19 protein-coding genes are annotated in these 23692 nt (G+C 68.4%); 12 read left to right on the top strand and 7 right to left on the bottom strand.

What is annotated here, in order from left to right; genetic code table 11:
* Nucleotides 1-45 precede the first annotated feature (45 nt).
* Together PV766_RS21690 and PV766_RS21685 are read right to left on the bottom strand one after the other, a co-directional pair.
* Nucleotides 46-1020 (bottom strand): carbohydrate kinase family protein, encoded by a 975-nt coding sequence (locus PV766_RS21690; RefSeq protein ID WP_421097858.1) that lies wholly within the window; start codon nt 1018-1020, stop codon nt 46-48.
* Nucleotides 1021-1150: 130 nt separating this feature from the next.
* On the bottom strand, nt 1151-1501 hold the full coding sequence (locus PV766_RS21685) for a HesB/IscA family protein (RefSeq protein ID WP_006554400.1): 351 nt from the start codon (nt 1499-1501) through the stop codon (nt 1151-1153).
* A gap of 140 nt (nt 1502-1641) precedes the next feature.
* On the opposite strand from PV766_RS21685, the gene PV766_RS21680 reads away from it, so the two are divergent.
* The 3 genes from PV766_RS21680 to PV766_RS21670 all read left to right on the top strand — a co-directional run bounded on the left by PV766_RS21680 (nt 1642) and on the right by PV766_RS21670 (nt 4394).
* Nucleotides 1642-2316 (top strand): DUF3043 domain-containing protein, encoded by a 675-nt coding sequence (locus tag PV766_RS21680; protein ID WP_421097857.1) that lies wholly within the window; start codon nt 1642-1644, stop codon nt 2314-2316.
* A gap of 222 nt (nt 2317-2538) precedes the next feature.
* Nucleotides 2539-3630, top strand: coding sequence for a nicotinate-nucleotide--dimethylbenzimidazole phosphoribosyltransferase (gene cobT, locus PV766_RS21675; RefSeq protein ID WP_064064146.1), 1092 nt, complete (start codon nt 2539-2541; stop codon nt 3628-3630).
* Complete coding sequence (locus PV766_RS21670; RefSeq protein ID WP_064064145.1) at nt 3630-4394, top strand: adenosylcobinamide-GDP ribazoletransferase; 765 nt, start codon at nt 3630-3632, stop codon at nt 4392-4394. The genes cobT and PV766_RS21670 overlap by 1 nt, the downstream gene beginning before the upstream one ends.
* A gap of 71 nt (nt 4395-4465) precedes the next feature.
* Here the strand turns inward: PV766_RS21670 and PV766_RS21665 are convergent, their stop codons facing one another.
* Nucleotides 4466-5572 carry a branched-chain amino acid aminotransferase gene (locus tag PV766_RS21665; protein WP_016934737.1) on the bottom strand — a complete coding sequence of 369 codons (1107 nt, stop codon included), beginning with the start codon at nt 5570-5572 and terminating at the stop codon, nt 4466-4468.
* Nucleotides 5573-5604: 32 nt separating this feature from the next.
* The gene (gene gcvT / locus PV766_RS21660) at nt 5605-6705 is read right to left on the bottom strand and encodes a glycine cleavage system aminomethyltransferase GcvT (protein WP_064064144.1); all 1101 of its coding nucleotides are present in this window, start codon (nt 6703-6705) and stop codon (nt 5605-5607) included.
* Nucleotides 6706-6858: 153 nt separating this feature from the next.
* Here gcvT and PV766_RS21655 point away from each other — a divergent pair, with 153 nt between their 5' ends.
* The 5 genes from PV766_RS21655 (at nt 6859) to PV766_RS21635 (ending at nt 13574) form a co-directional block, all read left to right on the top strand.
* A complete protein-coding gene (locus PV766_RS21655) occupies nt 6859-8370 on the top strand; it encodes a leucyl aminopeptidase (protein WP_064064143.1) in 1512 nt (503 codons plus the stop codon).
* Nucleotides 8371-8667: 297 nt separating this feature from the next.
* Nucleotides 8668-10797, top strand: a complete 2130-nt coding sequence (gene sucB, locus PV766_RS21650) for a 2-oxoglutarate dehydrogenase, E2 component, dihydrolipoamide succinyltransferase (RefSeq protein WP_421097856.1) — start codon at nt 8668-8670, stop codon at nt 10795-10797.
* 123 nt (nt 10798-10920) lie between these two features.
* A complete protein-coding gene (gene lipB / locus PV766_RS21645) occupies nt 10921-11700 on the top strand; it encodes a lipoyl(octanoyl) transferase LipB (RefSeq protein ID WP_064064142.1) in 780 nt (259 codons plus the stop codon).
* 53 nt (nt 11701-11753) lie between these two features.
* Nucleotides 11754-12764, top strand: a complete 1011-nt coding sequence (lipA, locus tag PV766_RS21640; RefSeq protein WP_026003343.1) for a lipoyl synthase — start codon at nt 11754-11756, stop codon at nt 12762-12764.
* 69 nt (nt 12765-12833) lie between these two features.
* Complete coding sequence (locus tag PV766_RS21635) at nt 12834-13574, top strand: DUF4191 domain-containing protein (RefSeq protein WP_064064141.1); 741 nt, start codon at nt 12834-12836, stop codon at nt 13572-13574.
* Nucleotides 13575-13703: 129 nt separating this feature from the next.
* Here the strand turns inward: PV766_RS21635 and PV766_RS21630 are convergent, their stop codons facing one another.
* Nucleotides 13704-14180 (bottom strand): RDD family protein, encoded by a 477-nt coding sequence (locus PV766_RS21630; protein WP_064064140.1) that lies wholly within the window; start codon nt 14178-14180, stop codon nt 13704-13706.
* Nucleotides 14181-14390: 210 nt separating this feature from the next.
* Here PV766_RS21630 and glnA (PV766_RS21625) point away from each other — a divergent pair, with 210 nt between their 5' ends.
* The 4 genes from glnA (PV766_RS21625) to PV766_RS21610 all read left to right on the top strand — a co-directional run bounded on the left by glnA (PV766_RS21625) (nt 14391) and on the right by PV766_RS21610 (nt 19279).
* The gene (gene glnA / locus PV766_RS21625) at nt 14391-15827 is read left to right on the top strand and encodes a type I glutamate--ammonia ligase (protein WP_064064139.1); all 1437 of its coding nucleotides are present in this window, start codon (nt 14391-14393) and stop codon (nt 15825-15827) included.
* Nucleotides 15828-16043: 216 nt separating this feature from the next.
* Nucleotides 16044-16502 (top strand): Fur family transcriptional regulator, encoded by a 459-nt coding sequence (locus PV766_RS21620; RefSeq protein ID WP_172506052.1) that lies wholly within the window; start codon nt 16044-16046, stop codon nt 16500-16502.
* A 17-nt stretch (nt 16503-16519) separates the two neighbouring features.
* Nucleotides 16520-18703 carry a catalase/peroxidase HPI gene (gene katG, locus PV766_RS21615; protein ID WP_421097855.1) on the top strand — a complete coding sequence of 728 codons (2184 nt, stop codon included), beginning with the start codon at nt 16520-16522 and terminating at the stop codon, nt 18701-18703.
* A gap of 240 nt (nt 18704-18943) precedes the next feature.
* Nucleotides 18944-19279 carry a hypothetical protein gene (locus PV766_RS21610; RefSeq protein WP_064064138.1) on the top strand — a complete coding sequence of 112 codons (336 nt, stop codon included), beginning with the start codon at nt 18944-18946 and terminating at the stop codon, nt 19277-19279.
* Between the two features lie 7 nt (nt 19280-19286).
* On the opposite strand, the gene PV766_RS21605 is transcribed toward PV766_RS21610, so the two are convergent.
* Entirely contained in the window at nt 19287-22298 is a 3012-nt protein-coding gene (locus PV766_RS21605) for a bifunctional [glutamine synthetase] adenylyltransferase/[glutamine synthetase]-adenylyl-L-tyrosine phosphorylase (protein WP_421097854.1), read from the bottom strand.
* Nucleotides 22299-22312: 14 nt separating this feature from the next.
* The gene (glnA, locus tag PV766_RS21600; protein ID WP_006554416.1) at nt 22313-23650 is read right to left on the bottom strand and encodes a type I glutamate--ammonia ligase; all 1338 of its coding nucleotides are present in this window, start codon (nt 23648-23650) and stop codon (nt 22313-22315) included.
* Nucleotides 23651-23692 lie beyond the last annotated feature (42 nt).

Raw genomic sequence — 23692 nt, 5'->3', positions numbered from 1 at the left:
GCTCCCTCACCGGGGCTCGCGGCCGTTCGTCGTTCCGGTCCGCTGTCAGGCGCCGAGAACCGCACCGATCTCGTCGGCGGCGGCGGTGCCGTAGGCGTCGGTGAGACGCTTGAGAGCGTCGGTGCGGTCGAAGGTCCATTCCTGGGTGCCGGTGGTCTCGAGGACGTGTACCGCGACCAGCGAGCCGAGCTGCGCGGCGCGTTCGATGCTCAGGCCGGAGCGGTGGCCGAGCAGGAAGCCGGCGCGGAAGGCGTCGCCGACACCGGTGGGGTCGACCTTGGCGCGTTCGGGCACCACACCGACCTGCACCGTGTTGCCGTCGCGGTCGACGATCTTCGCACCGTCGCCGCCGAGGGTGGTGATGCGCATCCCCACTTTCGCCTGCACCTCGTCCTCGGTGAGCCCGGTCTTCTGCAGCAGCAGTCCCCACTCGTACTCGTTGGTGAACAGGTACTCGGCGCCGTCGATGAGCTGTTCGGTCTCCTGGCCGTTCAGGCGGGCGAGCTGCTGGGACGGGTCGGCGACGAACGGAATCCCGAGCCGGCGGCACTCCTCGGTGTGCCGGATCATCGCGTCGGGATCGTTGGCACCGACGAGCACCAGGTCGACGCCGTGCTTCTCCACCACGTCCGCGATCGAGATCTCACGGGCCTCGGACATGGCGCCGGGATAGAACGAGGCGATCTGCGCCATATCCAGGTCGGTGGTGCACACGAAGCGCGCGGTGTGAGCGGTGTGCGAGACCCGCACGGACGAGCAGTCGACTCCGTGGTTCTCGAGCCACGTGCGGTACTCGGTGAAGTCGGCACCGACGGCGCCGACGAGCACCGGCGTTCCGCCGAGGACGCCCATCGCGAACGCGATGTTGCCTCCCACTCCGCCGCGCCGGACGACGAGGTCGTCGACGAGGAAGCTCAGGGAGATGTGCGCGAGCTGGTCGGCGAGCAGCTGCTCGGCGAACCGGCCGGGGAAACGCATGAGGTGGTCGGTGGCGATGGAACCGGTCACGGCGATGGTCACGTGGCTGAGCCTTTCCGCGGATGTCGGGTGGTGTGGCTGCTCACACGGAGAGCCGTAGCGGTCCCACGGTACTACCGCGGACACGACGGAACCCCGGCGCCGTGAAGCGCCGGGGTTCCGAAGTGCGTCCTCAGTTGAACGAGTCGCCGCAGGCGCACGACCCCGTGGCGTTCGGGTTGTCGATGGTGAAGCCCTGCTTCTCGATGGTGTCGACGAAGTCGATCGACGCACCCTCGACGTACGGCGCACTCATCCGGTCGACGGCGAGCGTCACACCGGCGAATTCCTTGGTGAGGTCTCCGTCCAGCGTGCGATCGTCGAAGAACAGCTGGTACCGCAGACCGGCACAGCCTCCGGGCTGCACGGCGATACGCAGAGCGAGGTCGTCGCGGCCCTCCTGATCGAGCAGTGCCTTCGCCTTCGCAGCGGCGGCCTCGGTCAGGATGACGCCGTGAGTATCGGTCTCTTGCTGCACAGTCATGGGCGCTCCCTGTCGTTCGTGTCGAAACCCGATGGTTCAACGGTACCGCGCCGGAATCTATTCCTCGTGGACGAGTTGCGCCGAGCGTGGTATGGCACGCGGATTTTCCGCTTCTCTCCACTATCCCATAGCCTGGTGGTGTGAAGTTGCTACGCCGCGGTGGTTCCGACGACTCCGCCGATCACCAGGTTCCTGCGACCGAGGACTCCCCGGCCGCGACTCCCGACGACTCCGCGGCCGCGAAAGCGACCGCCGGCAAAGGGCGCCCGACGCCCAAACGGCGCGACGCCGAGGGCCGCCGTCGCGGTCCCGTCGCTCCCGCTCCCCTGACCGCGAAGGAAGCACGCGAGCGGCGTAAGGCCGCGCGCAAGTCGCAGAGCAAGGACGAGCGCAAGGCGGCCGCAGCGCAGCGCCGCGCCGATGCCTCCGAGCGCCGCAACCGGATGCTTGCGGGCGAGGAGAAGTTCCTGCTCCCCCGCGACCGCGGCCCGGTGCGCGCCTACGTGCGCGATCTCGTCGACAGCCGGCGCAATCTCGTCGGGCTGTTCATGCCGCTCGCGCTCGTGCTGATCATGTCGATGTTCCTCGGCCCGGTGGTGCAGCAGTACGTCACCCTCGCGATGTTCGTGATGATGCTGCTGATGGTCATCGAGGGGATCTACCTCGGGCGCATGGTCAACAAGAAGGTGCGCGAGCGCTTCCCGGATTCGACGGACGGCGGCTTCGGGCTCGGCTGGTACGCCTTCGTACGTGCCTCCCAGATCAAGAAACTGCGTGCGCCGCTCCCCCGGGTCGGTCCGGGCGACGCCGTCTGACGCGGTGCACCGTTCGGTTGTGAGGCGCTCCGCACGCGCCCGGCGGTAGCCACCGGATCTCGGCCGCGGCCTGCATGTCCTGCGACATGCGGTGCCGCGGCCGAGTCGTCTCCGCAACGAAGGCCACCCGGAAGTGGCAGCAATGACGCATATCGTCGAATTCCTGCCGGTGAGGGTCGATTGATAGCGTTCTGGCGTGAATATCCGTCCGAGAGGTGACCTGTGACCAGCGGTTCCGATTCCCCCGCCGACGTCGAGTTCCCGCGCGTCGACCTGCCCGATCTCGAAGCACGCGTCGCCGCCGAGGAGCGTCAGCGGGATCTGACGAAACCCGCCGGGTCTCTCGGACGACTCGAGGATCTCGGGTGCTGGGTCGCGGCCTGTCAGGGCGAGGTCCCGCCTCACCCCTTCCGCCGACCGCGGGTCGTGGTCTTCGCCGGCGACCACGGTGTCGCGCGCCACGGGGTCTCGGCCTATCCACCGGAGGTCACCGCGCAGATGGTCGCGAACCTGTCCGGGGGTGGCGCCGCCGTGAACGTGCTCGCCGCAGCCGCCGGGGCAGGCGTGCGGGTCGTCGACATGGCGGTCGAGAGCGACACCTCCCCCGAGGTGTCCGCGTTCAAGATCCGGCGCTCGAGCGGCAGCATCGACCGCGAGGACGCGCTGACCCACGACGAGACCGTCCGCGCGATCGAAGCCGGCCGCACGCTCGCCGACCGCGAGGTCGACGAGGGCGCCGATCTGCTCGTCGCGGGTGATATGGGGATCGGGAACACCACTCCCGCAACCGTTCTCATCGCCACTCTCACCTCCACCGAACCCGTGGCCGCGGTCGGCCGCGGCACCGGCGTCGACGACGCGGGGTGGATGCGCAAGGTCACCGCGATCCGCGACGCCATGTGGCGCGCCCGGCCGCACGTACGCAATCCCGTCGCGTTGCTCCGCGTCGCCGGGGGCGCGGACTTCGCCGCGATGGCGGGATTCCTCGCGCAGGCCGCGGTCCGCCGGACGCCGGTGATCCTCGACGGCGTCGTCGTCACCGCCGCCGCGATGGTCGCCGAGGAACTCGCACCCGGCGCGGCACGCTGGTGGGTGTCCGGTCACCGGTCGGCCGAGCCCGCGCACGACATCGCGCTGCGACACCTCCGCCTCGAACCGATCGTCGATCTCGGTATGCGTCTCGGTGAAGGGTCGGGTGCCGTGACGGCACTTCCGGTTCTGCAGGGTGCGGTCGCAATTCTCTCGCAGATGGCGACCTTCTCCGAAGCGGGCGTGAGCACCCGTGACGAGATCATCCCGGCGGCCACCGACTGATGGTCCGCGCCTGGCCGGCCGGGGTCGCGCTGGCCCTGTCGTGGTTGACGGTCCTGCCCGCACGGGGTCCCGCCGAGATCGATCGGACGGTCGCCGGACGCGCCATTTCTGCGGCGCCGATCGCCGGTGCCCTTCTCGCTGCCGCGGCCGCGACCGTGTGCGGGCTCGGCTCGGCCGTCGGTGCGCCACCCCTGGTGACGGGCCTGTTGTGCGTCGGTGCGCTCGCGGTCGGTACCCGCGGGATGCACGTCGACGGCCTGAGCGACACCGCCGACGGCCTCGGTTGTTACGGCCCGCCCGAGCGGGCGCGCGAGGTGATGCACAGCGGCGGCGCCGGTCCGTTCGGCGTCGTGGCACTCGTCGTCGTCCTCGGTCTGCAGGCCGCTTCGTTCGGTGCGCTCGCCGACACGCACGCGTGGTGGGCGGTCGCCTTCGCGGTCTTCACCGGACGTGTCGCGGTGGTCGTGGCATGCCGGCGCGGGGTGCCCGCCGCGCCCGGCAGCGGCTTCGGCGCGCTCGTGTCGGGCACCCAGGGTGTCGTGCCGGTCGCACTGTGGCCGTTGTCGGCCGTGGTGCTGTCGGTCGTGTGCCTGCCCGGTCCGGTCTGGGCCGGGCCGCTCGTGGTGATGGTGGTGCTGGTCGCGGCGGTGGTCTTCGCCCGGCACTGCGTCGCGCGCTTCGGGGGCATGAACGGGGACGTGCTCGGCGCGGTCTCCGAGGGCACGGTCGCCGCCGTGGCGGTGGCGGCGGCGAGCCTGCTGTAGATCGCATTCCCTCCGGAAACGACGCAAGGGTGCTGCCGGAGTCCGGCAGCACCCTTGCGATGGTGGCTACGTCACTTGCGCAGTGTCGTCATCCATCCGTGAGTGTCGGCGAAGGTGCCGCGCTGGATGCCCGTCAGGGTGTCGCGCAGGGCCATCGTGATCGGGCCGGGCTCGCCGTCGGCGATGGTGAACTCGCCGTCCTTGTCCTTGACGCTGCCGACCGGCGTGATGACCGCCGCGGTACCGCACGCGAACACCTCGGTGATCTCACCGCTCGCGGCCTTCTCGCGCCACTCGTCGGTGCTGATGCGCCGCTCCTCCACCGCGAGACCGGAGTCCTTGGCGAGGGTGAGCAACGAGTCGCGGGTGATGCCGGGGAGCAGCGAGCCGGACAGCTCCGGGGTGACCAGGCGCGCGTCGGCGCCGGACCCGTACACGAAGTACAGGTTCATGCCGCCCATCTCCTCGACGTACTTGCGCTCGATGGCATCGAGCCAGACCACCTGGTCGCAGCCCTGTTCGGCCGCGTGCGCCTGCGCGACGAGCGACGCCGCATAGTTGCCGGCGAACTTCGCGGCGCCGGTGCCGCCCGGTGAGGCACGCACGTACTCACGGGAGAGCCACACGTTGACCGGCTTCACGCCACGCGGAAAATAGGCACCCGCCGGGGACGCGATGACGAGGAACGTGTACTCCTTCGCGGGCCGCACACCGAGAGCCGGCTCGGTCGCGAAGGCGAAGGGACGCAAGTAGAGGGAATCCTCGCCGCCCGCGGCCGGAACCCACTCGTTGTCGACCTCCACCAGCTCGGTGATCGCCTGCACGAACAGCTCCGGCGGCAGGTACGGCATCGCGAGCCGCTCCGCGGACCGGTTCATGCGCGCGGCATTGGCGGTCACGCGGAACGACGCGATGCTGCCGTCGGCCTGCCGGTAGGCCTTGAGACCCTCGAAGATCGCCTGCCCGTAGTGCAGGACCATCGCGGCCGGGTCCAGGGAGATCGGGGCATACGGCTCGACTTTCGCGTCGTGCCAACCGATCCCGTCGGTGTAGGTGATCGACACCATGTGATCGGTGAAGTACTGCCCGAAACCGGGATTCGACAGAACCTCCTGGCGCCGCTCCGCAGAGCTCGGTGAAGGATGCTGGACGCGGGCGAATTCGAGGACACCTGTCATGGAGGACAATGGTACAACCGCCTGCAGAAGCCCTATCTGGTGTGGTCCTCGACGAACGGCGGAGCCACCACTTCGGCGCGCAGCGACCGTCCGCGCACGTCCACGCTCACTTCGTCGCCGGGTGCGAGTCCGGCGGCGGTGTCGAGGAGTGCGAGGGCGATGCCGATCTTGAGGGTCGGCGAGAAGGTTCCCGAGGTGGTCCGGCCGACCTCGGCACCGTCGCGCAGCACCGTCAGATCCTGACGCAGGACACCGCGGTCGAGCGCCCGCAGGCCCCACAGTGTCCGTGCCGGGCCTGCCTCCTTCTCGCCGAGCAGGGCGTCGCGGCCCCAGAACTGCGGCTTCTTCCAGCCCACGGCCCAGCCGACCCGCGCCTGGAGCGGGGAGATGTCCACGGACAGTTCGTGTCCGTGCAGCGCATAGCCCATCTCGGTGCGCAGGGTGTCGCGGGCACCGAGACCCGCGGCCTGCCCGCCCTGGGCACGGACGGCCTCGAGCAGGGCACGGAAGACGCGCTCGGCGTCGTCCCAGCGAGGCAGCACCTCGAAACCGCGCTCACCGGTGTATCCGCTGCGGCACACCCGCACCGGAGCACCCTCGTATCCGGCGTCGGCGAACCCCATGTAGGCGATGTCGGTGGGCAGTCCCAGCGCTTCGAGGACGTCGGCGGACCTCGGCCCCTGGACGGCGAACACCGCGTGGTCCCGATGCTGGTTCGTCACAGTGACGCCCGCGGGCACCGCCGCGGACAGCATCTCGACGACCGTGGCCGTATTGGCCGCGTTGGGAACGAGGAAGAGTTCGTCGTCGGAGACGTAGTAGACGATCAGGTCGTCGACCACACCGCCGCTCTCGGTGCAGCACAGCGTGTACTGCGCCTTGCCGGGAGCGATCCTGGAGAGGTCGTTGGTGAGGGTCGTGTTCAGGAACTCCGCGGCGCCCGGCCCGGCGACGAGCGCTTTGCCCAGGTGGCTGACGTCGAACAGGCCCACCGTCTCGCGCACGGCCGTGTGCTCGGCGACCGTCCCCGCGTAGGAGACGGGCATCTCCCAGCCGCCGAACGGAGCGAATGTCGCGCCGAGTTCGACGTGCACGGCGTGGATGGGCCCCTGCTTCAGTTCCTCGTCACTCATGGCGTACGACGCTATCCCACCGCCATCGTGTCCGACAGCGACGTCCGGCGTCGGTGTCATTAGGGTCGATGACATCGAGGCGATCCCCTCGCACCGAACGACGCCACACGCGAACGACTCGCTCGTTCCCGATCAGCTCCAAGGAGATGCCCTGTGAGTGCACCCACTCCCGATCTTCCCGAACTCGTTCTCGCCGGTTCGGTATCCGAGCGAGCCGATGTACTCGTGATCGGACTGACCTCCGCCGACGGCACCCCCGAGATCCTCGCGGGTGACGCACCGGTCGACGAGGCGGTTCTCGGTGAACTGCTCGACAACCTGGTCGCCGTGGGCGCGACGGGCCGCAGCGAAGAACTCACGCGGGTGCCGGCACCCGCGTCGCTGCCCGTGGCGAGCGTCCTCGCCGTCGGTCTCGGGGATGCCGACAAGATCGACGCCGAGCAGGTCCGCCGTTCCGCCGGTACCGCAGCACGCGTACTGACAGGTGTGGAGACGGTCGCGACCACGCTGTCCGCCGTCGACCTCGGTGCCGCGGCGGAAGGGTTCGCGCTCGGCGCCTACACCTACACCGAGTTCCGGTCGGAGAAGTCCGCGCCGAAGGAGGATGCCCGGCCGGTCGCGCGGGTGGAGCTGCTGGTGCCGTCGACCCGCGACCGCGACGCCAAGTCCGCCCTCACCCGCGCCACCGCGATCGCCGAGGCCGTCGCGACGGCCCGGAACTTCGTGAACACCCCGCCCAGCCATCTGTTCCCGGCCGAGTTCGCCGAGCGGGCGAAGGCCCTCGGCGAGGCCGCCGGGCTGAAGGTCGAGGTCCTCGACGAGAAGGCACTCGAGAAGAAGGGCTTCGGCGGCATCGTCGGCGTCGGCAAGGGATCGTCGCGTCCCCCGCGTCTCGTGCGCCTGTCCTACTCGTCGAAGAAGCGCAAGGCTCCGAAGGTCGCCCTCGTGGGCAAGGGCATCACCTTCGACACCGGCGGCATCTCCATCAAGCCCGCCGCCGGTATGGAGGCGATGACCTCCGACATGGCCGGTGCCGCCGCGGTGATCGCAACCGTCGTGCTCGCCGCGAAGCTCGGTGTCGCCGCCGATGTCACCGCCACCGTGCCGATGGCCGAGAACATGCCGTCGTCCACGGCGCAGCGGCCGGGCGACGTGCTGACCCAGTACGGCGGAACCACCGTCGAGGTCATCAATACCGATGCCGAGGGTCGCCTGATCCTCGCCGACGCCATCGTGCGCGCGTGCGAGGACGATCCCGACTACCTCGTCGACACCGCGACCCTCACCGGCGCCCAGATGGTCGCCCTCGGCACCCGGACCCCGGGCGTCATGGGTCACGACGAGTTCCGCGACCGCGTGGCCGCGCTGTCCCAGGAGGTCGGGGAGAACGGCTGGCCGATGCCCTTCCCGAAGGAACTGCGCGGCGATCTCGAGTCCCGTGTGGCCGACCTCGCGAACGTCTCCCCTCACCGGTGGGGAGGCATGCTCACGGCCGGCATCTTCCTGAAGGAGTTCGTCCCCGAGGGTGTGCAGTGGGCCCACATCGACGTCGCGGGCCCGGCGTTCAACACCGGTGGACCGTTCGGTTACGTCGGTAAGGGTGGCACCGGTGTGCCCGTGCGCACGATGCTCGCCGTGATCGAGGACGTCGCCGCCAACGGATGATCGCCCACACCGGTCCTCTTCCGGAGGTCTCACCCGAGGCAAGGGAGAGGACCGGTGTGATCGGCAACAGCCGAACCCCCGGTGTGAAGTGACCCGCCCCTCCCCGAACGTCACCGAAAGATAGGTGCAAGGATGGGTGTGGCCATGCCCCGCCGGTATCGGCCCGACCGAACACGTGAACCAGCAGGCACGGGGTCCCTGCCCCGCGCACAATGGTCAACGACCACACAATGGTCGGCGACCACGAGTCGGTACAACTCAACACACACGAACACAACCGTCGAGGAGTCAACAGACATGGCCTTCTCCGTCCAGATGCCAGCGCTTGGTGAGAGCGTCACCGAGGGAACTGTCACGCGATGGCTCAAGCAGGAAGGAGACACGGTCGAAGTCGACGAGCCCCTGCTCGAAGTCTCCACGGACAAGGTCGACACCGAGATCCCGTCGCCTGCCGCCGGCGTGCTGGTCAAGATCGTCGCCCAGGAGGACGACACGGTCGAGATCGGTGGCGAACTGGCCGTGATCGGTGACGCCGGGGAGGAAGCCGGCGACGGCTCCGCACCCGCCGCCGAAGAGGCACCGGCCGAGCAGGCTCCCTCGGAGGAACCCGCCGCCGAATCCGCTCCCGCGCAGCCCGCTTCCTCGGGTGGCAGCGGCGACGGCACCCCCGTCACCATGCCGGCACTGGGCGAGTCGGTCACCGAAGGCACCGTCACCCGCTGGCTCAAGGCCGTCGGCGACGAGGTCGCCGTCGACGAGCCGCTCCTCGAGGTCTCCACCGACAAGGTCGACACCGAGATCCCCTCTCCCGTCGCCGGCATCCTCACCGAGATCACCGCGCAGGAGGACGACACGGTCGAGGTCGGCGGACAGCTCGCCGTCATCGGTTCCGAAGCTCCCGCTCAGCAGTCCGCTCCGGCCCAGCAGTCTGCTCCCGCCGAGCCGGCACCGGCCGTCGAGCCGACCACAGCGCCGTCGGAGGAGGCCGCTCCGGCTCCGTCCGAGCCTGCGCAGCCCGCTTCCTCGGGTGGCAGCGGCGACGGCACCCCCGTCACCATGCCGGCACTGGGCGAGTCGGTCACCGAAGGCACCGTCACCCGCTGGCTCAAGGCCGTCGGCGACGAGGTCGCCGTCGACGAGCCGCTCCTCGAGGTCTCCACCGACAAGGTCGACACCGAGATCCCCTCTCCCGTCGCCGGCATCCTCACCGAGATCACCGCGCAGGAGGACGACACGGTCGAGGTCGGCGGACAGCTCGCCGTCATCGGTTCCGAAGCTCCCGCTCAGCAGTCCGCTCCGGCCCAGCAATCCGCTCCCGCCGAGGAGAAGCCTGCGCCGAAGCAGGAGGCCCCGAAGCAGGAAGCTCCGAAGCCCGCCGCCCAGCAGCAGGCGCCGAAGGTCGAGCAGGCCACCCCGGCACCCGCGCCGAAGCCCGTCGGTACCGCGGCTTCGACTCCGAAACCCGCGCCGCAGGAGGAGTCCACCCCGAGCGGTGCGACGCCGTACGTCACCCCGCTGGTCCGCAAGCTCGCCTCGCAGCACGGTGTGGACCTGTCCGCGGTGAAGGGCACCGGTGTGGGTGGCCGCATCCGCAAGCAGGACGTCCTCGCCGCCGCCGAGGGTGGCACGGCCGCCGGCGCCGAGCAGAAGAAGACCGCTGCTCCCGCCGGTCCGGCTCCGGGTGTCCGTCCCGAGCTCGCCAAGCTGCGCGGCACGACCCAGAAGGTCAACCGCATCCGCCAGATCACGGCGAAGAAGACCCTCGAGTCGCTGCAGACCTCCGCGCAGCTCACCCAGACCTTCGAGGTCGACGTCACCAAGATCGCTCAGCTGCGCGCACAGGCGAAGAAGACGTTCTCCGAGCGCGAGGGCGTCAACCTCACCTTCCTGCCGTTCTTCGCGAAGGCCGTCGTCGAGGCGCTGCGGGCGCACCCGAACATCAACGCCTCCTTCGACGACAGCAAGAAGGAGATCACCTACCACGCGGCCGAGCACCTCGGTATCGCCGTGGACACCGAGCAGGGTCTGCTCTCCCCGGTGATCCACAACGCCGGCGACCTGTCGCTGGCCGAGCTCGCCCGCGCGATCGCCGACATCGCCGAGCGTGCCCGCAAGGGTGGTCTCAAGCCCGACGAGCTGGCCGGTGGCACCTTCACCATCACCAACATCGGTAGCCAGGGCGCGTTGTTCGACACCCCGATCCTCGTGCCGCCGCAGGCCGCGATGCTCGGTACCGGCGCGATCGTCAAGCGTCCCGTCGTGGTGAACGACGAGACCGGCAACGAGTCGATCGGTGTGCGGTCCATGTGCTACCTGCCGCTCACCTACGATCACCGCCTGATCGACGGTGCCGACGCAGGTCGCTTCCTCAAGACGATCAAGCATCGTCTCGAGGAGGGCGCCTTCGAGTCCGAACTGGGACTGTAGGTCCGGGATCCGGACGACGATCCGGACGACATCCGCGGGGGCATCACCGACCAGGTGGTGCCCCCGCGGCGTCCCCGCACCGCGGGTGCTCACGCCGTACCGCGCGGCGTAGAGTTCAGGAACATGAGCGATCCCTCGTCTTCCGCCCGCTCCGACTCGGCTCCCGTCGCTGTCGCGCGGCTCGGAACCATCGGCTATCTCGAGGCCTGGGAGAAGCAGCGCGAACTCGCGAACGAGCGCGCCGACGGCATCGGCGCCGACACCCTGCTGCTGCTCGAACACCCACCCGTCTACACCGCCGGGCGCCGGACCGAGGACGGCGACCGGCCCACCGACGGCACCCCCGTCATCGACGTCGACCGCGGCGGCAAGATCACCTGGCACGGTCCGGGCCAGCTCGTCGGCTATCCCATCGTCAAGCTCGCCGAACCCGTCGACGTGGTCGGTTACGTGCGCCGCATCGAGCAGGGCCTGATCCGTGTGTGCACCGACATGGGCCTGACGTGCGGCCGTGTGGACGGACGGTCCGGCGTGTGGCTTCCCGCCGAACTGCGCGACGGGCACTGGCTCCCCGAACGCAAGATCGCCGCGATCGGCATCCGGGTGCAACGCGGGGTCGCGATGCACGGGTTCTCACTCAACTGCAACTCGACTCTCGACGCGTTCGACTCGATCGTCCCGTGCGGTATCCGCGACGCCGGGGTCGCGTCGCTCACCGGCGAACTCGGCCGGGAGGTCACCGTCGACGAGGTGATCCCCGCCGTCACCGAAGCCGTCATCGCAGCGCTCGACGGCCGAATCCCCGTGACCGACTGCGACATCGACCGGGTCACCTTCGAGCAGGCCGTCGGTGCGTCCGGAATTCCCACCACCACCCCGGAATTCACGACGCGCCGGTTCTGAGGGCGGTCGCACCCGCCGGATCCGGGCAGGACCGGCGGCGTACGATCGAGGACGTGACTGTGGCCCCAGAAGGACGCAAGCTGCTGCGGATCGAGACCCGAAACGCACAGACGCCGATCGAACGCAAACCCAACTGGATCAAGACCCGGGCGAAGATGGGCCCGGAGTACACCGACCTCAAAGGCCTGGTGCGCCGCGAAGGTCTGCACACCGTGTGCGAGGAAGCCGGTTGCCCCAATATCTACGAGTGCTGGGAAGACCGCGAGGCGACCTTCCTCATCGGTGGCGAGCAGTGCACCCGGCGCTGCGACTTCTGCCAGATCGACACCGGCAAGCCGGCCGCGCTCGACCGCGACGAGCCGCGCCGTGTCGCCGAGTCGGTCCGGTCCATGGGTCTGCGTTACTCCACGATCACCGGCGTCGCCCGCGACGATCTGCCCGACGGCGGTGCGTGGCTCTACGCCGAGACGGTGAAGCAGATCCACGCGCTCAATCCGGGCACCGGCGTCGAGAACCTGATCCCCGACTTCAACGGCAAGCCCGACCTGCTGCGAGAGGTCTTCGAGTCGCGTCCCGAGGTGCTCGCGCACAACGTCGAGACCGTGCCGCGGATCTTCAAGCGCATCCGTCCGGCCTTCCGCTACGAGCGGTCGCTCGACGTGATCCGGCAGGCCCGCGACTTCGGTCTGGTCACCAAGTCCAACCTCATCCTCGGCATGGGCGAGACCCCCGAGGAGGTCACCGAAGCGCTGCACGACCTGCACGACGCCGGCTGCGACATCATCACGATCACCCAGTACCTGCGGCCCTCCCCGCTGCACCATCCGGTCGAGCGCTGGGTCAAGCCGCAGGAGTTCGTCGACCACTCCGAGACCGCCCGCGAGATCGGGTTCGCCGGTGTGATGGCCGGACCGCTGGTGCGTTCGTCGTACCGCGCAGGTCGCCTGTACGCGCAGGCGATGGCTCATCACGGACGCGAACTCCCCGCCGACCAGGCGCATCTCGCCGAAGAGGGCACAGCGTCCCAGGAAGCCGGCGCGGTTCTCGCGCGCTTCGGCAACTGACGTCGCGCAGGTTCGTAACGGCCCCGGTGGTGGTAAAGGTGCCACCACCGGGGCCGTATCCTTGAATACATGGCGAAGGGCAGCAAGACCGACAAGGAAGCGAAGGCCGCGGCGAAGGCCGCACGCAAGCAGGCGTCGAAGGAGCGTCGAACCCAGCTGTGGCAGGCGTTCCAGATCCAGCGCAAAGAGGACAAGGCACTCCTGCCGTGGATGATCGGTGCCCTCGTCGGTTCGATCGTGGTGTTCTTCGTCGTCGGTCTGCTCTTCGGCATCCAGTGGTTCCTGCTGCCGGTCGGCATCCTCGTCGGCGTCCTGTCGGCCTTCATCATCTTCGGGCGCCGCGTGCAGAAGAGCGTGTACTCGAAAGCCGACGGTCAGGCCGGTGCGGCCGCGTGGGCGCTCGACAACCTGCAGGGCGCGTGGCGCGTGACCCAGGCGGTCGCGGGCACCACCCAGCTCGACGCCGTGCACCGCGTGATCGGACGCCCGGGAGTGATCCTCGTCGGTGAGGGCAACCCCGGTCGCGTGAAGGGTCTGCTGGCCCAGGAGAAGAAGCGGGTCGCCCGACTGGTGGGCGACACCCCGATCTACGAGTTCGTCGTCGGCAACGACGAGGGCCAGGTCCCGCTCTCCCAGTTGCAGAAGCGTCTGAACAAGCTGCCCCGCAACATCGACACCAAGCGGATGGACACCATCGAAGGTCGTCTGTCGGCGCTGAGCTCGAAGAAGTCCGGTCCGGCCATGCCCAAGGGCCCGCTTCCGGCCGGCGCGAAGATGCGCAGCGTGCAGCGCACCATGCGTCGCCGCTGACCTTCCGTATACACCGAAGGCCGCCTCTCGTCCCGGGACGAGAGGCGGCCTTCGGTGTATACGGAGAAGGGGCGGCGGGCCAGCGCCAACGAACGACCGCGCGGTCAGCGCCAACGAACGACCGCGCGGTCAGCGCGAACGAACGACCGCGGTGCCGGTGGCGCGGTCCTGGAGGCCGCGACCGTCGACGTCCGTGACGAGCGCCGGAGCGATGAACACCAGCAGGACCTGGCGTGCGAGCGCTCGCACGATGCCCACTCGCACGGGAGCGTCCACCCGCGCCACCTGGAGGCCGGCGACGAACTGCCCCGGCGTGAACGAGAACAGGCTCACGCACCCCACGCCCACCACGAACCAGATGATCAGGGTGTACGACGACAGCAGCGGACTCTCGAGGGGGTTGCCCCCGACCAGACCGGCGGCGATCGCCATGGCCATGAACCAGTCGATCACGAGGGCAAGGACCCTGCGGCTCGTGGGCACCATGGAACCGGGGCCGTGCTCGGGGAGGCCGAGCAGCTGCCCGGGATAGTCCTGCTCCTGCCGGAGACCTTGGGGAAGCGCCGCAGCAGGCCCGGAAAGCCAACTGCCCGTCATGCGTGCCATGACACCAGGATAAGCTCTCCTGGGCGGACCAGCGTCGACCCGTGTTGGCAGTGGTGACTTATACCACCTTTTCGACCTCACTGCAGGACGAAGACATGTGTAACACCCACGAAACATAGGCTTGATGGACGGGCAACACCAGATCCATAACGTCTGATCCGACGCAGGCGCCCAGCACCCATGGCGCGCACCGACTGAAGGAGCACAAGCGTGGCGTTCACCACGGCCGAAGAGGTATTCAAGTTCATCGCGGAAGAGAACGTCGAATACGTCGACGTCCGCTTCACCGACCTGCCCGGCATCGAGCAGCACTTCTCCATCCCGGCCAAGGCCTTCAACGAGGACGTGCTCGAGGACGGTCTGGCATTCGACGGTTCCTCGGTCCGTGGGTTCCAGTCGATCCATGAGTCCGACATGCTGCTGCTCCCCGATGTGACGACCGCGCGTCTGGATCCCTTCCGCGCAGCCAAGACGCTCAACATCAGCTTCTTCGTCCACGACCCCTTCACCCGCGAGTCCTACAGCCGCGACCCCCGCAACGTCGCGCGCAAGGCCGAGGAATACCTGATCAGCACCGGCATCGCCGATACTGCTTTCTTCGGCGCCGAGGCCGAGTTCTACATCTTCGACTCGATCGCCTACGACTCGAAGATCAACGGCGCCTTCTACGAGATCGACGCGGTCTCCGGTTCCTGGAACACCGGCGTCGAGTACAACGCCGACGGCACCCCCAACCGCGGCTACAAGGTCCGGGCGAAGGGCGGCTACTTCCCCGTCGCCCCGTACGACCACTACGTCGACCTGCGTGATCAGATCGCCACCAACCTCGCCGATGCCGGCTTCGAACTCGAGCGCGGCCATCACGAGGTGGGCACCGGCGGCCAGGCCGAGATCAACTACAAGTTCAACACCCTGCTCGCCGCGGCCGACGACCTGCAGCTGTTCAAGTACATCGTCAAGAACACCGCGTGGCAGGCCGGCAAGACCGTCACCTTCATGCCGAAGCCGCTGTTCGGCGACAACGGTTCGGGCATGCACGTGCACCAGTCGCTGTGGAAGGACGGCAAGCCGCTGTTCCACGACGAGGCCGGCTACGCAGGCCTGTCCGATGTGGCCCGCTGGTACATCGGTGGCATCCTGCACCACGCGCCGTCGCTGCTCGCCTTCACGAACCCGACGATCAACTCGTACCACCGTCTGGTGCCGGGCTACGAGGCTCCGATCAACCTCGTGTACAGCCAGCGCAACCGTTCGGCTGCCGTGCGTATCCCGATCACGGGCAACAACCCGAAGGCCAAGCGCCTCGAGTTCCGCGCTCCCGACTCCTCGGGTAACCCCTACCTGAACTTCGCGGCGCAGATGATGGCCGGCCTCGACGGCATCAAGAACAAGATCGAGCCGCTCGCCCCGGTCGACAAGGACCTCTACGAGCTCCCGCCGGAGGAGGCCAAGAACATCCCGCAGGCTCCGACGAGCCTGTCGGCCGTCATCGACAATCTCGAGCGCGACCACGAGTACCTCACCGAGGGCGGCGTCTTCACCACCGACCTCATCGAGACCTGGATCTCGCTCAAGCGCGAGCAGGAGATCGCTCCGGTCAACCTGCGTCCGCACCCCTACGAGTTCCAGCTGTACTTCGACTGCTGAGTCGAATCCGGTAGGCACTCTTCGAGAGGCCGCTCGTCCCCTGTTCGGGACGGGCGGCCTCTCGTCTTTTCCGCACCGGCATCCTCGCGCGCCGAACCGGGGCTCGCCCCGGCTGCAGCGGTAGCGAACCCCGGTTCGGCGCGCGAGATGCGTTCGTTAGTCATCGGATCCGACCGAATCGCGACCGATTCCAGAAAAGTGGTCCATAGTGGGCACGTGCCCTCGACGCAGGATTTCTCCGAGCGGTTACGTGCAGCGGGTCTTCGCGTGACCCGGCAGCGTCTGGCGGTGCTCGATGCGGCGCACGAGCACCCGCACGCCGATGCCGATCGCATCTTCGATGCGGTCGGCGCCGTCGTTCCCGGCATCGGCCGGCACACCGTGTACGACATCCTCCACGCGCTCTCGGCACGTGGACTGCTCCGGCGAATCCGGCCCGCAGGCTTTCACGCGCGGTACGAAGTGCGTGTCGGCGACCGCCATCACCACCTCGTCTGCCGGTCCTGCGCCGCGATCTCGGATGTCGGCCACACCCTCGGCGACTCGCGTTGCCTGACGCCGGTGGACGACGCAGGTTTCGACGTCGACGAGGCGGACGTCGTCTTCTGGGGCCTGTGCCGCGACTGTTCGACAGACGACCTACGACCACAGCCCGAAATCGGTCCGATCCACTGATCCGGAAGGAAACCGCAGTGTCCGAAAGCGAAAACCCGGCAGTCCCCGCCCCCGAGCCGTCACCGCACCGGCCGAGGACCAACCAGGACTGGTGGCCGGAACAACTGGATCTGACGGTGCTGCACCAGCATTCACCGTTGTCCAATCCGATGGAACCCGACTTCGACTATTCGAAGGAGGTCGAGACACTCGACGTCGAAGCGCTCCGTCAGGATCTCTTCGACCTCATGACGAACTCGCAGGACTGGTGGCCGGCCGACTTCGGTCACTACGGCGGTCTGCTCATCCGGACGGGCTGGCATTCGGCCGGCACCTACCGCATCGCCGACGGCCGGGGCGGCGGCGGCAAGGGTGCGCAGCGGTTCGCCCCGCTCAACAGCTGGCCCGACAACGTCAGCACCGACAAGGCGCGTCGTCTGCTGTGGCCGATCAAACAGAAGTACGGCCGCAAACTCTCGTGGGCCGACCTCATCATCTTCGCCGGCAACTGTGCCTACGAGTCGATGGGTTTCACGACCATGGGCTTCGCGTTCGGCCGCGAGGACATCTGGGAGCCTGACGAGGTCTTCTGGGGCCCCGAGGACACCTGGCTCGGCGACGAGCGATATGCGGGCGAGCGCGAGCTCCAGGGTCCGCTCGGCGCGGTGCAGATGGGTCTGATCTACGTCAACCCCGAAGGACCCAACGGTAATCCGGAGATCCTCGCATCCGGACGCGACATCCGCGAGACGTTCGCCCGGATGGCGATGAACGACGTCGAGACGGCGGCGCTGATCGTCGGCGGCCACACCGTCGGTAAGACCCACGGTGCGGCACCGGCCGACAATCTCGGTCCCGAACCCGAAGCCGCGCCGCTCGAACAGCAGGGACTCGGCTGGAAGAACTCGTTCGGCACCGGCGTAGGCGGCGACACGATCACCAGTGGCCTCGAGGTCACGTGGACGCCGACTCCGACGAAATGGGACAACACCTTCCTCGAGACCCTCTACGCCTTCGAGTGGGAGAAGACCAAGAGCCCCGCCGGGGCGTGGCAGTGGACGCCGAAGGACGGCGGCGGCGCCGGTACGGTGCCCGACGCGCACGACCCGTCGAAGAAGCACGCACCCGCGATGCTCACGAGCGACCTCGCTCTTCGTTACGACCCGATCTACGGCGAGATCACCCGCCGCTGGCTCGATCACCCCGAGGAGCTCGAGCGCGAATTCGCCAAGGCGTGGTTCAAGCTCCTGCACCGCGACATGGGTCCGATCTCGCGGTACCGCGGCCCGTGGATCCCGGAACCCCAGCTCTGGCAGGACCCGGTACCGGAGGTCGACCACGAGCTGATCGACGAGAGCGACATCGCGTCGCTCAAGAGCACGATCCTCGAGTCGGGAGCAACCGTCCCGCAGCTCGTCGCGGCCGCGTGGGCGTCGGCTGCGAGCTTCCGCGGAACCGACAAGCGCGGTGGGGCGAACGGCGCGCGGGTGCGGCTCGAGCCGCAGAAGAACTGGGAGGCCAACGAACCCGAGCAACTCGCACAGGTTCTGCAGATCCTCGAAGGCATCCAGGAGCAGTTCAACAGCTCGGGCGGGAACAAGAAGATCTCGCTGGCGGACCTGATCGTCCTCGCCGGGAGCGCCGCGGTGGAGAAGGCCGCCAAGGATGCCGGGCACGAGATCACGGTGCCGTTCACACCCGGCCGCACGGATGCCACGCAGGAGTGGACGGACGTCGAATCGTTCGCGGTGCTCGAACCGAAGCACGACGGCTTCCGCAACTACCTGCGCGGCGGCGAGAAGCTCCCACCCGAGAAACTGTTCCTCGAACGGGCGAACCTGCTGACGTTGACGGCTCCCGAGATGACGGTGCTCGTCGGCGGTATGCGTGTTCTCGGCGCGAACCACGGGGGCAGCACGCACGGGGTCTTCACCGACCGTCCGCAGACCCTGACGAACGATTTCTTCGTCAATCTGCTCGACATGGGAACCGAGTGGAAGGTCTCCCAGAACAGTGAGGGCGTCTACGAAGGTCGCGCTCGGGGATCGGACGAGGTCGAGTACACCGCGACCGCCGTCGACCTCGTCTTCGGGGCCAACTCGCAGTTGCGGGCGCTGGCCGAGGTCTACGCGGCCGACGATGCAGGCCCGAAGTTCGCGCGTGACTTCGTCGCGGCCTGGACGAAGGTGATGGACCTGGATCGCTTCGACCTGAAGAAGTGATGGCCTCGGCGGTCCACGACCGCGTTTGATGCACCACTCCGGAGCCACCCGCCGTCCTCGGCGGGTGGCTCCGCCGCGTGCGGGGAAAGGGGTACCGAGAAAACGGACTGGACAGAATTACTACACAGAGGTGTACCGTGGGAGTGCGATTGTGGTGATATGTGTCACATTCCGCTCTCGGGGGGAGCAGATGCGACGAGGTCCGTACTCGAACGACTCGTCTCCCCGGGAGGCCCCACCATGCGTAGATCTCTCATCTCGGCGGCCTGTGCCGCCGCACTCCTGTCCCCTGTCCCCCTGTCCGTCGCACTCGCCGGCACCGCAGCGGCACAGACCGACGTCTCCGTCGTCGGGATGTCACAGGAACAGGCCCGGACAGTGCTCTCCGACGCCGGAGTCCCCTACATCATCCTCAACCGTTCCGGCAGCACCATGCAGAACTGCCGGGTGACCGAGCAACGCGACCGCGGCTACGACGTCGAGGTCGAATACGACTGGAATCACGAAGACGGGACATGGGACAAGACCGAGGTCGAGGTCTGGCGAGGACTCGCACTCGTCATCGTCTGCGATTGACGGCCGACTAATCCCAGAAGACCCGCTCGACGACCGCCCGCGCACGCCGCGTCACGCGCAGGTAGTAGTCGAGGAACTCCGACGCGTCCTCACCACGCCAACCCGTCACGCGGGCAACCGCTTCCAGCAACCGTCCGGGACCGGGGAGTTGGTCGGTCGGTTTACCGCGCACGAGCACGAGGCAGTTGCGCGCATCCGTCGCGGTGATCCACGCCGTCCGGAGAAGTTCGACGTCGGTGGCGCTGAGCAGTTCGGCGGCTCCGATGGCGTCGAGCGCGTCGAGCGTCGAGGTCGTGTGCAATGCCGGGATGCCGTATGCGTGCTGGAGCTGCAGCAACTGCACGGTCCACTCGATGTCGGCGAGCCCACCCCTGCCGAGTTTGGTGTGGGTCGCCGGATCGGCGCCGCGCGGCAGCCGCTCGGAGTCGACGCGGGCCTTGATCCGCCGGATCTCGCGGACGGCCTCGTGGGAGACCCCGCCCTCGGGATACCGCACGTCGTCGATCATGTGCAGGAAGCGTGTGCCGAGTTCGCGATCCCCTGCGACGGCATGCGCGCGCAGCAGAGCCTGGACCTCCCACACCTCGGCCCACTGCGTGTAGTACGCGCGGTAGGACGCGAACGTCCTCACGATCGGACCACTGCGACCTTCCGGACGCAGATCCAGATCCACCTCGAGAGGCGGATCGGTGCTCGGCGCACCCAGCAGTCGCCGCACCTGTTCGGCGATGCTCGTGGCCCACTTGACCGCATCGGTCTCGTCGGCGTCCGGCAGCGGATCACACACGAACAACACGTCCGCATCGGATCCGTAGCCGAGTTCGCCGCCACCGAGCCGTCCCATCCCGATCACGGCGATGCGGGCCGGGGCCGGTCCGCGAGACTGTTCCGAGGCACGGATCACCGCATCGAGCGCGGCTTCGAGCACGCCCGCCCACACCGCGGACAACGCCTTGCACACCTGCGGCACGTCGAGCATCCCGAGGATGTCGGCGCTCGCGACCCGCGCGAGTTCGGCACGGCGGAGTGAGCGCGCGGCGGCGATCGCGCGTGCGGGATCGGAGTAGCGCGACGACGAGGCGACGAGGGCGCGCGCCACCTCGGGCGGGTTCGCCTCGAGCAGCCGCGGCCCGGTCGAGGCGTCGGCGTACAGGCGGATGACGTCGGGAGATTTCACCAGCAGGTCGGCGACATAGGCCGACGAGCCGAGAACCGTCATGAGGCGTTCGGCCACCGCCGGTTCGTCGCGCAGCACCCGCAGGAACCAGACGGTGTCGTAGAGCGCATCGGACAGCCGTCGATAGGCGAGCAGGCCGGCATCGGGATCGGTTGTCTCCCCGAGATATTCGAGTAGTTGCGGGAGCAGCAGCGCCTGGATTCGCGCCTTGCGTGAGGCCCCGCCGGACAGCGCAGCCAGGTGTTCCATCGCGTGTTGCGGGGCGTTGTAGCCGAGCGCCGCGAGCTGACGGACCGCCGCGTCGGGCGACAGGCGCAGGGCTTCCTTGTCGAGCTTGCTCACCGAGTCGAGCAGCGGCCGGTAGAACAGGCGCGCGTGCAGTTTGCGGATCCGCGACGAGTTGCGCTTGATCTCCGATTCGAGAACGCCGAGCGCGTCCTTGCGTCCGTCCGGTCGCATGTGGGCGGCACGGGCGAGCCAGCGCAGCGCCTCGCGGTCCTCCGGGGGAGGCAGGGTATGGGTCCGCTTGAGCCTCTGCAACTGCAACCGGTGTTCGAGCAGGCGGAGGAATTCGTAGGACGCCCGCATGTTCGCCGCATCGTCGCGGCCTACATAGCCGCCGTCGGCGAGCGCGCACAGCGCTTCGACGGTGTTGGGGACGCGGAGCGACTCGTCGACGCGGCCGTGCACGAGTTGCAGCAACTGCACGGCGAATTCGACGTCGCGGAGGCTGCCGCGTCCGAGCTTGAGTTCGCGCTCGCGCAGTTCGGACGGGACCATCTCCTCGACCCGGCGCCGCATCGCCTGCACATCGGGGACGAAGTCCTCGCGTTCGGAGGCGGTCCACACCATCGGGCTCATGGCGTCGATGTACCGGCGGCCGAGGTCGAGATCCCCGGTCATCGGTCGCGCCTTGAGCAGCGCCTGGAACTCCCAGGTCTTGGCCCACCGGTTGTAGTACGCGACATGGGATTCGAGGGTGCGGACGAGTTCGCCGCGCTTGCCCTCCGGGCGCAGCGCGCCATCGACCTCGAAGAACGCCGACGTGCCGATGCGCATCATCTCGCCGGCGATCCGGCTCGCCCGGGCATCGGCGGGTTCGGCGACGAACACGACGTCGACGTCGCTGACGTAGTTCAGTTCGCGCGCACCGCACTTGCCCATCGCGATGACGGCGAGGTCGATCGGGCACGGGCCGTCCGGGATCACCGTGGACACGGCCACCGCGAGCGCCGCGGTCAGCGCCGCATCGGCGAGGTCGGCGAGCAGCGCACCGACCTCGAGATAGGGCACCACCGGTTCGTTCTCGACCACCGCGGCGAGATCGGCGGCGGCGATCAGCATGAGCTGGTCGCGGTAGGTGGTCCGCAGCGCCGCGACCGCGTGTGGGCCGACGAGTCCGGCCCGGTGGATCAACCGGCCGGGCCGCCCGTCGGGCTCGGGCTCGGCGTCGACGCTGTCGAGCATCCGCGCCGTGAAGGTGTGCTTGTCGGGCAGCGCCGCGCTGCCCGCGAGCATCGTCCAGCGATCCGGATTGGCGACGACGTGGTCGCCGAGCGCCGACGACGCACCGAACAGCCCGAACAGCCGGCCGCGCAGGCCTGTGTCCGAGCGGAGCGCCGAGTCGAGGTCCGTCCAGTCGTCACCGAGCGCGTCGGCCAGTCGCACGAGAGTGCGCAACGCCAGATCCGCGTTCGGGGCACGGGACAGCGACCACAGCAGTTCGACGCTGTCGGCGTCGTTCCATCCGAGTCGAGCGAGTTCGGCAGGGGCGGTCGGCTCGACGAGGCCGAGCCGACCGGGGCCGGGAACTACCGAACGCGCGCTGGGCGGTCTCACCACTTTTCCATCGTCGCTTACAACCCCAGGTACTGCTCGAGTTCGAACGGGGTGACCTGGCTGCGGTAGTTCTCCCACTCCCGCCACTTGTTGCGCAGGAAGTAGTCGAAGACGTGCTCACCGAGGGTCTCGGCGACGAGTTCGGACTTCTCCATCTCGCGCAGCGCGATGTCGAGATCGGTGGGCAGTTCGCGGTAGCCCATGGCGCGACGCTCGGCGGAGGTCAGCGACCACACGTCGTCCTCGGCCTCGGGTGCGAGCTCGTAACCCTTCTCGATGCCGCGCAGACCGGCCGCGAGCAACACCGCGAAGGTGAGGTAGGGATTGCACGCCGAGTCGGGGGTGCGGATCTCGACGCGCCGCGACGACGCCTTGTTCGGGGTGTACATCGGGACACGCACGAGCGCGGAGCGGTTGGACGGACCCCAGCAGGCGGCCGTCGGTGCCTCTCCTCCGTGCACGAGACGCTTGTACGAGTTGACCCACTGGTTGGTGACGGCGCTGATCTCGTTGGAGTGTTCGAGGATGCCGGCGATGAACGCCTTGCCGGTCGCCGAGAGCTGCAGCGGGTCGTCCGGGTCGTGGAAGGCGTTGGTCTCACCTTCGAACAGCGACATGTGGGTGTGCATCGCCGAACCGGCGTGGTCGCGGAAGGGCTTGGGCATGAAGGTGGCCCGCACGCCCTCCTGCATCGCGATCTCCTTGACCACGTAGCGGAAGGTCATGACGTTGTCGGCCATGGACAGCGCATCGGCGTAGCGCAGGTCGATCTCCTGCTGGCCCGGTGCGGTTTCGTGGTGGCTGAACTCCACCGAGATACCCATGGATTCGAGCGCGTCGATGGCATGGCGCCGGAAGTGCGGGGCGGAACGGTGCACCGACTGGTCGAAGTAGCCGCCGATGTCGGCCGGCACGGGTGCACTGCCCTCGGGGCCGTCCTCGACGAGGAAGAACTCGATCTCGGGGTGCACGTAGCAGCTGAACCCGAGATCGGAAGCCTTGTTGAGCTGACGCCTCAGCACGTGGCGGGGATCGGCCCAGCTCGGGGTGCCGCCGGGCATGGTGATGTCGCAGAACATCCGGGCCGAGTACTGGTGGCCCCGGTCGTCGCTCCAGGGCAGCACCTGGAAGGTGGTGGCGTCGGGACGCGCAACCATGTCGGCTTCGGAGATGCGGGAGAAGCCCTCGACGGCCGAGCCGTCGAAGCCGATGCCCTCCTCGAAGGCCCCTTCGAGTTCGGCAGGCGCGATCGCCACCGACTTGAGAGTGCCGACGACGTCGGTGAACCACAGACGCACGAACCGAATGTCGCGCTCTTCGAGGGTGCGGAGCACGAACTCCTTCTGGCGATCCATACCCGCGAGACTAGGCACAATCCGTTAATTCCGTGTTACATC

Origin of the sequence: Rhodococcus sp. As11 (genome assembly GCF_048957735.1) — a bacterium.
Taxonomy (GTDB): Bacteria; Actinomycetota; Actinomycetes; order Mycobacteriales; family Mycobacteriaceae; genus Rhodococcus; species Rhodococcus gordoniae.
This window is presented reverse-complemented; position numbering and strand designations above follow the sequence as displayed.